The sequence below is a fragment of the Metabacillus dongyingensis genome (assembly GCF_019933155.2).
GTDB classification, from domain to species: domain Bacteria; phylum Bacillota; class Bacilli; order Bacillales; family Bacillaceae; genus Bacillus_P; species Bacillus_P dongyingensis.
On record NZ_CP082944.1, the window covers coordinates 4,973,452 to 4,987,544 of the forward strand.

The window sequence follows — 14,093 nt, forward strand, 5'->3', positions numbered from 1 at the left end:
CATCTTGTCAAGCCCATCTATAGCACACAGAATTGTTTTCCTATACAATAATTGTAAAAGAAACCTTATAGTGTGGTGAAACTCATGTTTAAACTTCTATTAATTGAAGATGATTTAACCCTGTTTAATGAAATCAAAGAACGATTAAATCAGTGGTCTTATGATGTTTATGGCATTACAGATTTTAATAAAGTCATGCAGGAATTCTCAGCCGTAAAGCCAGATTTGGTCATCATTGATATTCAGCTGCCGAAGTTTGACGGCTTTCATTGGTGCCGGATGATCCGGTCGCATTCGAATGTGCCGATCATTTTTCTCTCCTCGCGGGATCATCCGACTGATATGGTCATGTCTATGCAGCTTGGTGCTGATGATTTTGTTCAAAAGCCCTTTCACTTTGATGTGCTGATTGCTAAAATCCAGGCCATTCTCCGCCGTGTTTATAACTACAATACAGAGCAAGTAAGTCTGAAAACATGGTGCAATGCTGCGGTTGATTATGAGCGAAATACGGTTACGAACGAAACCGGTTCCGTTGAACTGACAAAGAATGAAATGTTCATTCTTAAACTATTGATTGAACAAAAAAACAAAATTGTCAGCAGGGACAAGCTCATGAACAGCCTGTGGGATGATAGACGCTTCATAAGCGATAATACGTTAACAGTGAATGTCAATCGCCTGCGAAAACGGCTGGATGAAATTGGTCTTGGTCAATTTATTGAGACAAAAGTAGGCCAGGGATATCTTGCGGCAGAAGAGGAAATGGTATGATTCTCCGTTTCTTAAAAGAGCGCCGGAGCTGGATTCTGTTCTTTATTATCATTCATTTTTTTATTCTATTTATCGCTTTCATTGACTCAGCCATTCCAGTGCAGTCAGTCCTGTATATTGTTTTTCTTTCCATGATCGCTTTTATTATCTTCTTATCTGTTCGGTACAACAAAGAAACTGCTTTTTATAAAAGTCTGGCAGATCGGGAAAACAACCTTGATATATCAAGCATTCCAGCTCCGGAAAGCCCGTTTGAACAATTGGTTGAAAAGACGCTCAGCGAACAGGCGCAGTCCCTGAAAAAAGATGCTTTGCACAACAGAATTTCGCTTGAACAGGAAAAAGATGAACTGTTATCGTGGATTCATGAAGTGAAGACCCCGCTCACTGCCATGCATTTAATGATCGAACGCATGGAAGACGATGTGATGAAAACTCATTTGACGTATGAGTGGCTGCGGATTCACCTTTTGCTTGACCAGCAGCTGCATCAAAAACGAATTCCGTTTATTGAAAATGATTTATACATTGAAACGGTTGATTTGGAAAGCGTGATTTTCAGTGAAATTAAAACACTTCAGGCATGGTGTATTCAAAAAGGGATTGGTTTTGACATTCAGCTTGATCAAAAGGAAGTCCTTAGTGATGCGAAATGGCTTGCCTTTATTATTAGACAAATCTTAACGAATGCAGTGAAATACAGCGTGGCGTCTGACATTATCATAAAATGCTGGAAGCAGGATGATCAAGTAAGAGTTCAGGTGAAAGACTCCGGCCGGGGCATTGATCCAAAGGACCTGCCCCGCATATTCGATAAAGGCTTCACATCGACCATAAACCATCATGATCATGCTGCTACAGGAATGGGGCTGTATCTGGCTAAAAAAGCAGCTATACCGCTGCTGATTGATATTCACGTACAGTCTATTATCCACACAGAAACAGCATTTACGTTAATTTTCCCAAAAAGAAATGACTTTGCAGCCGTCATTAGCGTGTGACAAGAATGTCACATGCTTTTCTATTTTGTTCGCACAATAAAAGGAAAAGGACCTTTCTTCTTTTTATAATTAAGCTATCGAATTAAGAGGAGGAAGCAAGTATGGCGATATTAGAAGCATCAAAGCTCCATAAAAGCTACGGAAATAAATTGAATAAACAGGAAGTCCTTAAAGGAATTGACCTTACGATACAAGAAGGCGAATTTGTCAGCATTATGGGTGCGTCCGGCTCAGGGAAAACAACGCTGCTGAATGTTCTTTCTTCAATTGATAAAGTGAGCGGCGGGACCATCCAAATTGAACACAAAGAAATGACGGGCATGAAGGAAAAGGAGCTTGCTGAATTCAGAAAGCATCATCTCGGATTTATTTTTCAGGATTATAACCTTCTGGACACACTGACAGTAAAAGAAAATATTCTGCTGCCGCTTTCCATTTCAAAGGTTCCTAAAAAAGAAGCGGATCAGAAATTTCATGCATTAGCAAATGAGCTCGGCATCTACGAGTTAAAAGATAAGTATCCGAATGAAATTTCCGGGGGACAGAAGCAGCGTACTTCTGCAGCACGTGCCTTTATTCATGAGCCAAGCATCATTTTTGCCGATGAACCAACAGGCGCGCTTGATTCTAAATCCGCTGCTGACCTGCTGAATAAGTTGACCGAACTTAATGAAAAAAGAAAAGCTACCATTGTCATGGTCACGCATGATCCTGCTGCGGCAAGCTACTGCAGCAGAGTCATCTTTATAAAAGACGGACAAATCTACACACAATTGAACAAAGGGGAGCAAACAAGACAGGCTTTCTTTAAAGACATCATGAAAACGCAAGGCGTTCTTGGCGGTGTTCAGGATGAACGTTAATCAACTGATCATAAAAAACCTGAAAAAAAATATAAAGAACTACTTTCTCTATATTTTTGCCCTCATTTTCAGCGTTGCGCTTTATTTTGCTTTTGTCACTCTGCAGTATGATCCTTCCATGGACGCGGTAAAGGGTTCTATCAAAGGCGGCGCCGCCATCCGGGCTGCATCTGTCCTGCTGATTGCCATCGTGACGATCTTTTTGCTCTACGCCAATAACATTTTCATTAAACGCCGCAGCAAAGAGATTGGGCTGTTTCAGCTGATCGGCATGACAAAGCATAAGATTTTCCGCATTTTAACGGCAGAAAACTTTCTGCTGTACTTTGGATCTTTAGTCCTTGGTATTTTCACAGGATTTGCGGCATCAAAACTGGTGATGATGATCTTATTCAAAATTACTGGCGTGGATGACGTAGCTAAACTCCACTTTTCCACCCAGGCGTTCATTCAGACACTGATTGTCTTTATCGTCATTTACCTTCTCATCATGCTGATAAACTATCTGTTTATTAAAAGACAGAGCATCCTCTCACTGTTCAGGGTGCTCTCATCAGCAGAAGAGAAAGTAAAAAAGATGTCCTTTTTCGAAATGGCCATTGGCATTTTGGGCATCATTATGATTGCGGCCGGGTATTATATTTCCTCTAAGCTTTTTGGAGGAGACTTTAAATCCATGATAGCTTTATATGGCGCCATGCTGTTTATTCTTGGTTCTGTCATCCTTGGAACCTATCTTTTTTACAAAGGGTCCGTCAGCTTTATTTTCCATCTCATCAGAAAGAAAAAAGATGGCTATTTGAAGGTTGGCGAGGTTCTGTCTCTTTCATCCATCATGTTCCGGATGAAATCAAATGCCCTGCTGCTGACAATCATTACGACCGTCTCGGCACTGGCGATTGGATTGCTGTCCCTGAGCTACATCTCTTATTACTCGGCAGAAAAAACCGCACAAAATCAAGTACCCGCTGACTTTTCCTTTACTGAAAGCGAAGATGCTGCACAGTTTGAAAAATCTCTGGAATCTGCTGGGATAGCGTATGAGGATGAACGAATTGATGTATTCATGGCTGAAGTGGATATCAGCGACATTTTCAGTGCCAAACTTGAAGGAGTGAAATTTGATCCCAGCAAGATGACTCTGCCTGTCATCAGTGAAAAATCCGCAGGGAAAAATCTTTCAAAGGACGAAACGATCTTCACAGGCTACAGCGATCTGCTCCAAAAATTTATGCCGCTTGATGATAATGGAACTGTTACGCTGCTTGGGAAAACAACAAGCATTAAGCAAACGTACTTGGGAATGGAAAAAGATTCTCCCGTGTCCTTTTATTTTACAGCCGGCGGAATGCCGACAGCCATTGTCGATGATTCGGTCTTTAAGCAGCTGAAAAAGGATGTGGATCCTGATGTTCAGCTGCCGACATCTACTTATATTGCAGTTGAAATAGCGGATCAGGGCGAATTAAAAGAAGCCAATACCATTTTCACGTCCTTAAAACTTGGCGAAAACAGCCCAAACGATTCCCAGCTTGAAGTTCTGAACAGCCAGAAGCGCAACATAGGGATGACCATGTTTATTGTCGGCTTCCTTGGGCTGTCATTTTTGGTCACATCCGGATGCATTCTTTACTTTAAACAAATGGGCGAGAGCGAAGAGGAAAAACCGAATTACACCATCTTGCGTAAACTTGGCTTTACACAGGGAGACTTGCTGAAAGGCATACAGGCTAAACAGCTCTTCAGTTTTGGAATTCCTTTAGTGATCGGGTTATTACACAGCTATTTTGCCGTACAATCGGGCTGGTTTTTATTTGGAGCTGAGGTTTGGACTCCGATGATTATTGTTATGGTGTTATACACTGGATTGTATTCGATTTTCGGGGTGCTTTCTGTGCTTTATTATAAGAAGGTGATTAAAGAAGCTTTGTAAAATGCAAAAAAGGCTCCAGCTGCGGCTGGAGCCTTTTTCTTATGACCTGAAGCAACGGTACCTACCTTTTCGGCAAGTCCAATGCTTGATAGGCAAGCTGATATTTCCCGCCTTCAGCAACTTCTGCATGGTACAGGGCTTTGAGGGCAAAGTTTTTCTCAAGGCTATGTTCCTTCATCAGTCCATTCAGTTTAAATTGCAATTCCTGATTTTCTTTAATCAGCTGTTTCATCTGTGATTTTAGGTACTTCATATGAAAGTTAACTCCTTTCAGGTATCAAATTTATCTGCCGATAGCAGTTTAATTCTTTAAAAATGCATCAATAAAAATGTCAAAAGTTCAGGAGTGCAAGGCACCTTCGTTTCTATATCATTATTTATTCCTGCGATATAAATCCCGGCTCTTGAAACCCTTCCCAAGAATCATTTTCATTTCATCGCGCCGTTTTGCTCTTGTTCCCTCTTGTTTAGCGCTATACACATAACGGGCCCAATCCTTACGATATCCTTGGGTGAGTGATTGATAGAAAGCAAGTAAATCTGGAGTATCCTGCAAATCTTTCTCTACATCGGATATAAATTCGATATAATCATCCACACATTGACTTGCTTTTGCAGATGTGTGATTTTTGCTTTTAGAGTCTTCTTTTAGACCAACAACCGTAAAGACATCATCCAATCCGACCATACGGGCAAATTTTATACTGCTTGTCCCAACATAGCCATTTTCATCTGCCCCTAACCCAGCTAATAGATCATCTCGATGGATATAGTCAGGATATACTTTATTTCCCTTTTTAGGATAAGCCAAAAAGAGATAGCCGTTTTTATTTAAATGATTTTCATCGATAACCTTTTTTACAAGGTTCTTTAGAGAGTTCATATCTAATACAAATGCAAAAATAAGGTCATAAGCATGATCAGCTAATTCTGTATCATAATCCGTCAGTTCTGCTAAATAATCTGCTCCATTTGGTAAGTGCAGAACAGCTGTCTCTTTATATTTTAGTAAGTTTAACTTTTCTGTGATTGATTTAGCCATCGTTATCTCCCGTTTCATTTATGCTTATATGCTTAGATTTTTTTGTTTAAGAAAAAATTCCGGATGCTTTATATATGATAAGGCTCACCGAAGCCTCCCTAACTTCTTAAACTTTTTCATTAAATACTTTTGTTTCTGCCAAGCGTCTGCGCTGTTGAAGATATATGTTTTGGAAAAGCTTATAGGATTGTCCGCTAGTGACACGCAATAAGATGCCCATGCTGTCATATGCTGCCGGAAGCATCTATTGAATACCTCGAGCAAAACGGCAGCAGAAGCCCCTGGGGAAGCGCCGAGCAAGGCAGCAACTGCACTTCTCAAAAACCTTCTTCCCTTTCGGTGCTAACTCTTTCAATAAGGATGCCAAAGTCGCACTCATCACTCCGGCACCAATTAAAGATCACGTCTGTTTTGTTTATAAGCTGCTCATATTACCCATCATTATCCCCTAAATTTGCAAAAACGTGCAGTGCTTCAGTGTCACAAAAAGCAGGCGCCATCTTGGAACATACACTTTTTCTTTTTATTTATAACTTTATCACAGTCTTTTAGAAATAGATGAAATATTACTATTATCGAATCATGTAAAAAAGTGAGAGGTTCGTTCCAGAGACCTTTATCATTCATCCATAAAGCTTGCTCATCCTATATTAATAACTTTTATCTCATGCTTTCTTAAAAAGTCTATGCTTCATCTATATCAAATTCATTCGCTATATGCATTATAGAGCGGATGCTAGAATCAACCACAGTGTTGATCGAATTGGTATTACTAATTCCTCTGGATTATTAAATATCTTTGAAAAAAACAAAATAAGAAGTGAACGGCATCTGACATACTGCCCCATATTTATGAGCATGAGTTTATTAAAACGAAGTATTAAGAAGAGATTAGTGAAGAATTGCATATTAACTTTGCCGAACAAAGAATTTCCATTTTTCCCTCCAACTTTTTTATGAATGCAGCCGGGAGAACTTGAAGTTCGGCCTATACCTTATCATTTAACAAAAAAAAGACTCATTCGTAAATGAGTCCTTCCTTAAAAGGTGGTAAGCGATTAAATGACAGCGGCCACTCTGTTTTCCCGTATCTTTGACAGGTTCTCTCTTCCAACCGAAATATATTCAACTTCCAGATTGTATAGATCCTCATTTGTATAACAATTGCGTCCGTCGAAAATGATTGGCTCGTTCATGAACAGAGTGGAAAGGATGAGCGTTTTCTCTACGATTTCTTTCCACTCTGTCAAAATGAACACAACATCTGCTTGTTTTATCGCTTCCTCGATTTGATCGGCATACAGCACTTCCTCAGGCAGAACTTTTTTTGCATTATCCGCAGCGATTGGATCATATCCGATCACTTCTGCTCCTTCTTCTACGAGTTCGTGGGCAACCGAGATGCTGGCTGCTTCCCTCATATCATCTGTATCAGGTTTGAAAGCAAGTCCCAATAGAGCGACTTTCATTCCTCTCAGTGTTCCGAAGCGCTCTTTTGCTTTTCTCACAAGAAGAGTCTTTTGATTTTCATTAATTGTAATGACAGACTTCAATAAATGGAAATCATGATTGCAGTCCTCGGAGATTTTCACAAGTGCCTGTGTATCTTTAGGAAAGCAAGATCCTCCGTACCCAATCCCAGCATTCAGGAATTTGTTTCCGATTCTTGAGTCCATGCCGATTCCTTTGGCGACCTCTTCGATATGGGCATTTGTTTTTTCAGAAAGATTGGCAATTTCATTTATGAATGAAATCTTTGTTGCCAGGAAAGCATTAGAAGCATATTTGATCATTTCTGCACTGTGAAGGCTTGTTCGCAAGATAGGCAGTCCAAATGGCTTGTTGATTTCTTCCACAATGTCCCCTGCTTCTTGATTGTCTGTTCCGATTACGATGCGGTCTCCATTAAAAGAATCATGGATGGCCGAACCTTCACGCAAGAACTCAGGATTGGATACAACTTCTGCACAGACGTTGTCTTGAAGATTGGACATCACTAATTGACGTACTTTCGCATTTGTACCGATCGGCACTGTACTCTTCGTCACTACCACCACATTTCTTGTGATGTTCTCTCCGATGTTGCGGGCAGCGTTGAACACATAGGTCAGATCTGCTGCACCGTCTTCACTTTGCGGGGTGCCTACAGCAATATAGATTACTTCTTGGTCTTTAAGACCGATGATGGAATTGTTTGTAAATTCAAGGCGGCCAGCCGCGCGGTTCTTCTCCATTAGCTCTTCTAATCCTGGTTCATAGATAGGAGAAATTCCTTTTTTAAGCTGGTCAACCTTCTCTAGATTGGTATCAATACATGTTACCTCATGTCCGATTTCTGCAAGGCAAACTCCCGTCACAAGGCCAACATAACCCGTTCCAATAATAGCAATTTTCATCGTTTTTCCTCCTCAAAAAGATCGCTATTTCTTCAATTATCCTCAAGTAAACCATTGATATGTTAAGAGCTGGAGACGAGTTCTTTTTCTTCCATAAGCTCTTTAAGATAATCTCTCACATTCTCACTCAAGTCCGGACGGTGCAGGGAGAAATCTATCGTTGCTTTGATAAATCCGAATTTATCCCCCACATCATACCTTTTTCCAGAGAACTTATACGCCAGGACATTTTGTGTTTCGTTTAAAATTTTGATCGCATCTGTCAGTTGAATTTCATTACCGGATCCCGGCGGCAGCATTTCTAAAATCGGCAAGATATCTGGTGTCAGCACATAGCGTCCCATAATGGCATAATTGGATGGTGCACATTCAGTCTCCGGTTTTTCGACAACGGTTGAAATGGCGACAAGTTGTTCATCAAGCATGTTTTCGAGGGGGGCGACGATTCCATACTTGGATACATCCTCTGCTGGAACCTCCTGTACGCCTAATACGGATGACTGATAGATATTAAAGACATCAAGCAGCTGCTTTAAGCAAGGCGTTTCAGACTGGACAATGTCGTCTCCAAGCAAAACAGCAAATGGCTCGTTGCCAATAAAACGGCTCGCACAGCCAATCGCATGACCAAGGCCTTTTGGTTCTTTTTGACGAACATAATGGATGTTCGCTAAGTTAGAAATGTCTTGAATTTCTTCCAATCTATTGAATTTTTCTTTTTTAAAGAGAGTTTCTTCTAATTCATAGGATTTGTCAAAATGATCTTCAATCGCGCGTTTTCCTCTGCCGCTGATAATGAGAATATCTTCAATGCCAGATTTGACAGCTTCCTCTACGATATATTGAATGGTTGGCTTATCTACAATAGGCAGCATTTCCTTAGGTTGAGCTTTTGTAGCCGGCAAAAATCTTGTACCTAAACCAGCTGCAGGAATGATAGCTTTACGAACTCTCATTTTAAACATCTCCTTAGAAATTCGTATTTTACGTTACGCTCTGCTTAGCCGCGAGTGCCCCAAGAAGTTGAGCGAAGTGTCAACAGTGCCCAGAAACGCATTGGGCATAGGATTACAAGGAATAGAATTCCATATATCGGCGCAAGCAGGAAGGTGAATGGCCGCTTGTAAGCGTAGAAAACATTTCTCGCATAAGCAGATATCACCACGTATGCCAAGTAATAAACGAGCATAATTAGTCCCATCGTAGTCGAAGTATAATAAATCGCAAAAATCAGCGATACTCCAAAGGCCAGCCACAAGAACAATTCGAGCATTACCCACACAAACACATTCGGTTTTTGCAATCCGATCTTCAAGGCGATCAAGCTTTCTCTGAAAAAGGATTTGTTCCAGCGATTTTGCTGCTTAATCAGGGTTTTAAGGCTTGTCGGTGCATCTGTGATGCATCGGGCCGTTGATTGATATAACGTCTTTCCTTCCCGGATCGCATAATTCGTTAAACAGCGGTCGTCTCCAAGCTGCACTTGTTGTCCCAGGAATGTCTGACTTCCATAATGATCTAAATTTTTCATGACGACTTCGCGCCGGTAAGCACTAAGCGGTCCACTGCAAACCAATACATTGTTCGTAACGGAATGCGCTGCACGCTCGACACGGAATGCATTATCATAACGCATGTCAATCAGGCGAGTCAGAACATTGTCCGTACGGTTTCTGATGTTTACATGTCCCGTCGTTGCCATTACTTCATTGTCATTCAGAGGTTTTAACAACTCTCTAACCGCATTCGGGAATACTGTACAATCTGAATCGACTGTAATGAATATATCTCCGGTAGCTCTTTCAAATGCCCAGATTTGAGCATGACGCTTCCCCTGATTTTGCGGCAGACGGTGCACGATAAGATTCGGCATTTGGAAGGAAGGGTTATCCTTTTTGATTTCCGATAACGTCGCTCCAACTCCAGCTTTTAAATTATCTTGTAATTTCAGAACAGCGTGATAGGCGGAAACATCTTTACTTCCATCATCAATGACAAAAATTTCGTGAACCGGATAGTCCTGCTTCAATATACTTTCGATTGTTCCCAATACTGCGTGAGGCTCTTCATTATAAGAAGGAATGATGACAGAGACTTTCAGATCAGGCGGGTCTTCCATGATTTCCTGGTATTTAAAAGATAAAAGCATTTTTCCTAATAGGTAACTGATCATGACGGCACCGTAAATTCCTATTGTTAAGTTCAGCTTATCTGAAGCTGTCCAGTTCACATAGAAAAGGGCTGAGACCGTCAGCAGAAACAGCGTAATAACAAATGTTTTCTCCCTCATAGAAAGTTTCTTCTGAGTTTGAAGGGATACTGCTGCCATTCCACCTGAAAGATCTTGTTCCATTTTGGCCATTCGAATTCTCCTCTCTCATCGTAAATTTAATTCATAGCTGGCTGGCTATACTCTCCCCGATTCTGATTTTTTGACGATTAGTTCACATACCGAGTTTATGAAAGGCTTCTAAGTCTTGCAATCTATCTTTATTCCCTGTGACTATCCTCACTTTTTTTTGATTGAATTGAAAGCATCCCTTTTGTAATAGCATTGGAAACGGTGTCAAGTTAGTTGTTATAATTCTTTTACTATGTAATATGATTGAAATATTTCCCACTAATCCGATCTAATAAGTATTCGCTTCCGTCATGAAAGACCTTTAGAGGTCAGACGTTTGTCCCCTTCTTTACAATCAAAAAATTTTTGTAATATTTCAGAAAAGAATAGAGTTGAATTTTTTTCTATTTTTTTCATTTCGTGTTTTTTCTACATTTTTGAGAGATTTTTTGACAAAATTATTTAAAAAATGAGACATGAGGGCTAACCCTCGTTTGATAAATACGCTTTCAATTCTAGTTTCTTCCAAAATACATGTGATAGATATCCCTTTTTATGATTTCCCTGCTGCTTGCCGGCAAATTTATATGTAAATACGGGACAATTTCTTTGTGAAAAAAGGTTCATACTTTTCCATCATTTTCTTTGACGTCTGTTGCAGGGTCCCTATTTGAGTGCTATATATGGGGAGAGTTGTTCCCTGAAAGGAGCCTTTCTATGATAGAGGTGAAAAATTTATCGAAAAAATATCCTAATGGAGAACATCAGGATTACGCATTGAAGAACGTTCAATTCGAAGTAAATAAGGGAGAATTGGTCGGGATCTTCGGAAAATCAGGAAGCGGGAAATCTACCTTGTTGCATATTCTTTCCGGCATAGAGGCTCCGACATCCGGAACCGTGAAAATAGATGGAAAGGATATCGCCGGATTTTCAAACAGAGCCCTGACAAAATGGAGAGGAACAAATGTTGGGATCGTGTTTCAATCCTTTCATCTTATTCCAACCCTGACCCTGGTTGAAAATGTGATGCTTCCGATGGAGTTTTCCAAAAATCGAAAACGAAAGAGGCAGCGTGCACTGGACCTTTTAGAGCAAACCGGATTATTCATGAAAGCAAATCAGTTTCCGGAATCTGTTTCAGGCGGGGAAAGACAGCGAACGGCTATCGCCAGGGCACTTGCCAATGATCCTCCGGTAATTGCCGCAGATGAACCTACGGGTAATCTGGATTCTCAAACATCCGGAGAGATTTTTAACCTCTTTCAGGTACTTGCCGAGACCGGTAAAACAGTACTGTTTGTCACACACGATCTCGATTTTTATGGGAAGGTCTCAAGAAGACTCCAAGTTCAAGATGGATCCGTATATGAAGTCCATAAAACGGAGTGATTGAATGCCTATATATTTGAGACTTGCCATGAGAAGCTTCTTTCATCAAAAAACAAAAGCATTATTAATGATAGGTTCTTTTCTTTTTTGCTTGGTTTCAGTTGGAACACTGGTGAACTCGAAATATTTGTTTCAGCAGCTGCTGCAGACCAGCCAGCAAAAATCAGCCATTGCGGATATAACCTATTACACTGGTCATTTTAATAAGGAAATTGATTTTGTCTCTTCTATGAAAGGAGTCAAACACGCTGAAGCAAAGACACAGATAAGAAGCCGTGCAAAGCTGGATGAAAACTATATAAATCTTCAATTACTGGTAAAACCAAATTCGCTTTATGAGATTAATAAAATTCAGCTCATAAAGGGTTCTTCTTTAGCGGATAAAGGCATTTGGATCGAAACATCCACTTCCGGGGACACGGGTTTCAACTTGGGTGAAAAAATGAAAATCATCCTTCCTGATCATCAAAAAGGAACTTCTCTTTCTATGACCGGTATTGTTCAAGATCCATCAAGAATTCCGACGAAATACAGCGGAATCGGATATGGCTATATTTCGGAAGCAACGGCGAAGGAATTGAATATCCCTCTTTCGAAGAACATGATCCACATGACATTGAAAGACGGTTATAACGGGAAGGATGTTGTTCAGAAAGTACAAAAACGTCTCGAAGATAACGGCATCACTGTCTACAGAAGTGAAACCTCTTCTGAAACGTTTTTCATTAGAGAAACAATGGTTAACTCGTTATTGAATCTCTTTATTTTACTGGGTATTTTTGCATTCGTTCTTGGATTCATCTTAATCGTACATCTTTTCTATCGCATACTATCCGAGGATATCTATTCACTGAGCATTCAAAAAGTTGTTGGAGCAAAAGATTCGCATCTTTGGAAGCAATACGTTTTATTGATCATCGTGATCGGAACGCTGTTAAGTATGATGTCAATTCCGATTATAAGCCTTGTTTCACGGTATTTCGTTTCCTACTTGGGAGAAGAGTTGAATTTCGGGGGCAGATTTTCACAATGGATATCACCAAGGCTTGCGATAGCGATGTTCATCCTATCATTCAGCCTGCCTTATTTAGGTGCGATTGTACCTGTCAGAAGCTTGATATCATCCCCAATAGCGGAAGGATTGAAAAGGTCTGGACAGTTGAACATGAAAAAAGCGGGAAAAAGCCGCAGACGTTTTTTTCACCTATCTCTGCTGTCCTTTCGAAACACTTTATCAAAAAAATCCCAATCACTCATGAACATCTTCATGCTCTCCTTTGGAGGAGCGGTCATTATTGCGTGCTTCTCGCTGCATCAGTCCCTTCAGCATTTAATGAATGATATGGATGATTTTTGGCAGCATGATGTTGAATGGTCTGTAAACAGCCCGCTTCCAAAAGAAGAAATCACCTCTCTTGCCGGAGAGATCAACGGGGTACGCAAAGTGGAAGGATGGACGAAAAGAAATACAGAAGTCATGGATCCTTCTTCCTCTGATCCTATAAATTCATTACTATACTCCCTGCCGGCAACGTCAGAATTCATAAATCCAGATCCAGTAACAGGCAGGTGGCTGAAACCGTCACATCCTGATGAAATCGTGATCAACACAGAGCTGGAAGAAAAAATTGGACCTCTTTCACCTGGGGACACCATCCGTTTGCGGATTGGACAAGAAAACAAGGAATGGAGGGTTGCCGGTATTATTAAAGGCTCCCTTACAGGCCCATCTGTTTACATGGATCAGAAATCCTATCAGGGGTGGCTGGGCCAGCAATCCATTAATCGTCTGCTGGTGGAAAAACAAAGGAATCAAGGAGTTCAATCTCTTCTGAATGAAGGAGAAAATGAATTATCTTCTGCAGGAATATTTGTGGAAGGGTCCGAAACGGTTGTGGAAATGAATTCCCGTCCGAAAGAAATGATCGGACTCGTCATCATGACGATCGTATGCATTGGATTGCTGTTTTCTATCGTTGGGATTGCCAATCTCATGATTGCTGTCAGCATAAATATTTACGAGAGAACAAAAGAAATAGGGATCATGAGAAGCCTTGGAGGCTCAAATGCAAAGATATATGGCTTATTCATTGGGGAAAGCACCATCGTAGCATTGCTGGGCTGGGGGTTAGCGTGTGTCATTGCCTATCCCCTTAACTGGCTGCTCGCATGGAAAATCGGAGATTCCTTACTGCAATTCCCTTTACAGCCGCACCTCTCAAAGGAAGGTAGTTTAATTTGGCTATGCGTCAGTATCCTGATCGGATTTGCAGCAAGCATCGTCCCTGTTAGGAAGACTCTCAAAAAGAATATAAACGAAATACTGTAACCATTATTTCCTTGGGGGATTG

At 40.7% G+C, this 14,093-nt stretch carries 12 protein-coding genes and 1 pseudogene; 6 read left to right on the top strand and 7 right to left on the bottom strand.

Annotated features, from left to right (window positions below; genetic code table 11):
• Nucleotides 1-84 precede the first annotated feature (84 nt).
• The 4 genes from K8L98_RS24530 (at nucleotide 85) to K8L98_RS24545 (ending at nucleotide 4,571) form a co-directional block, all read left to right on the top strand.
• Entirely contained in the window at nucleotides 85-774 is a 690-nt protein-coding gene (locus K8L98_RS24530; RefSeq protein WP_223438777.1) for a response regulator transcription factor, read from the top strand.
• Nucleotides 771-1,775, top strand: coding sequence for a sensor histidine kinase (locus tag K8L98_RS24535; protein WP_223438778.1), 1,005 nt, complete (start codon nucleotides 771-773; stop codon nucleotides 1,773-1,775). Before K8L98_RS24530 ends, K8L98_RS24535 begins: the two co-directional genes overlap by 4 nt.
• Before the next feature lie 101 nt (nucleotides 1,776-1,876).
• Nucleotides 1,877-2,638 carry an ABC transporter ATP-binding protein gene (locus K8L98_RS24540; RefSeq protein WP_223438779.1) on the top strand — a complete coding sequence of 254 codons (762 nt, stop codon included), beginning with the start codon at nucleotides 1,877-1,879 and terminating at the stop codon, nucleotides 2,636-2,638.
• Nucleotides 2,628-4,571: an ABC transporter permease gene (locus K8L98_RS24545; RefSeq protein ID WP_223438780.1), complete on the top strand. Its 1,944-nt coding sequence runs from the start codon at nucleotides 2,628-2,630 to the stop codon at nucleotides 4,569-4,571. Before K8L98_RS24540 ends, K8L98_RS24545 begins: the two co-directional genes overlap by 11 nt.
• Nucleotides 4,572-4,632: 61 nt before the next feature.
• On the opposite strand, the gene K8L98_RS24550 is transcribed toward K8L98_RS24545, so the two are convergent.
• The 7 genes and pseudogenes from K8L98_RS24550 to K8L98_RS24580 all read right to left on the bottom strand — a co-directional run bounded on the left by K8L98_RS24550 (nucleotide 4,633) and on the right by K8L98_RS24580 (nucleotide 10,371).
• Nucleotides 4,633-4,824, bottom strand: coding sequence for a hypothetical protein (locus K8L98_RS24550; RefSeq protein ID WP_223438781.1), 192 nt, complete (start codon nucleotides 4,822-4,824; stop codon nucleotides 4,633-4,635).
• A gap of 120 nt (nucleotides 4,825-4,944) precedes the next feature.
• The gene (locus K8L98_RS24555) at nucleotides 4,945-5,613 is read right to left on the bottom strand and encodes a YdeI/OmpD-associated family protein (protein ID WP_223438782.1); all 669 of its coding nucleotides are present in this window, start codon (nucleotides 5,611-5,613) and stop codon (nucleotides 4,945-4,947) included.
• Nucleotides 5,614-5,697: 84 nt separating this feature from the next.
• The gene (locus tag K8L98_RS24560) at nucleotides 5,698-5,934 is read right to left on the bottom strand and encodes a malate:quinone oxidoreductase (protein ID WP_338037001.1); all 237 of its coding nucleotides are present in this window, start codon (nucleotides 5,932-5,934) and stop codon (nucleotides 5,698-5,700) included.
• Nucleotides 5,927-6,032 (bottom strand): annotated as a pseudogene (locus K8L98_RS26940) (malate:quinone oxidoreductase); the annotation flags it as partial. The pseudogene K8L98_RS26940 and the gene K8L98_RS24560, both read right to left, overlap by 8 nt.
• A 639-nt stretch (nucleotides 6,033-6,671) precedes the next feature.
• Complete coding sequence (locus K8L98_RS24570) at nucleotides 6,672-8,009, bottom strand: UDP-glucose dehydrogenase family protein (RefSeq protein ID WP_223438784.1); 1,338 nt, start codon at nucleotides 8,007-8,009, stop codon at nucleotides 6,672-6,674.
• 62 nt (nucleotides 8,010-8,071) lie between these two features.
• Entirely contained in the window at nucleotides 8,072-8,965 is an 894-nt protein-coding gene (gene galU, locus K8L98_RS24575) for a UTP--glucose-1-phosphate uridylyltransferase GalU (protein ID WP_223438785.1), read from the bottom strand.
• A 44-nt stretch (nucleotides 8,966-9,009) separates the two neighbouring features.
• A complete protein-coding gene (locus K8L98_RS24580) occupies nucleotides 9,010-10,371 on the bottom strand; it encodes a glycosyltransferase family 2 protein (protein WP_223438786.1) in 1,362 nt (453 codons plus the stop codon).
• Nucleotides 10,372-11,067: 696 nt separating this feature from the next.
• Between K8L98_RS24580 and K8L98_RS24585 the strand changes: the two genes are divergently transcribed.
• Entirely contained in the window at nucleotides 11,068-11,742 is a 675-nt protein-coding gene (locus K8L98_RS24585; RefSeq protein WP_223438787.1) for an ABC transporter ATP-binding protein, read from the top strand.
• 4 nt (nucleotides 11,743-11,746) lie between these two features.
• Entirely contained in the window at nucleotides 11,747-14,071 is a 2,325-nt protein-coding gene (locus K8L98_RS24590; protein WP_223438788.1) for an ABC transporter permease, read from the top strand.
• Nucleotides 14,072-14,093: the final 22 nt, after the last annotated feature.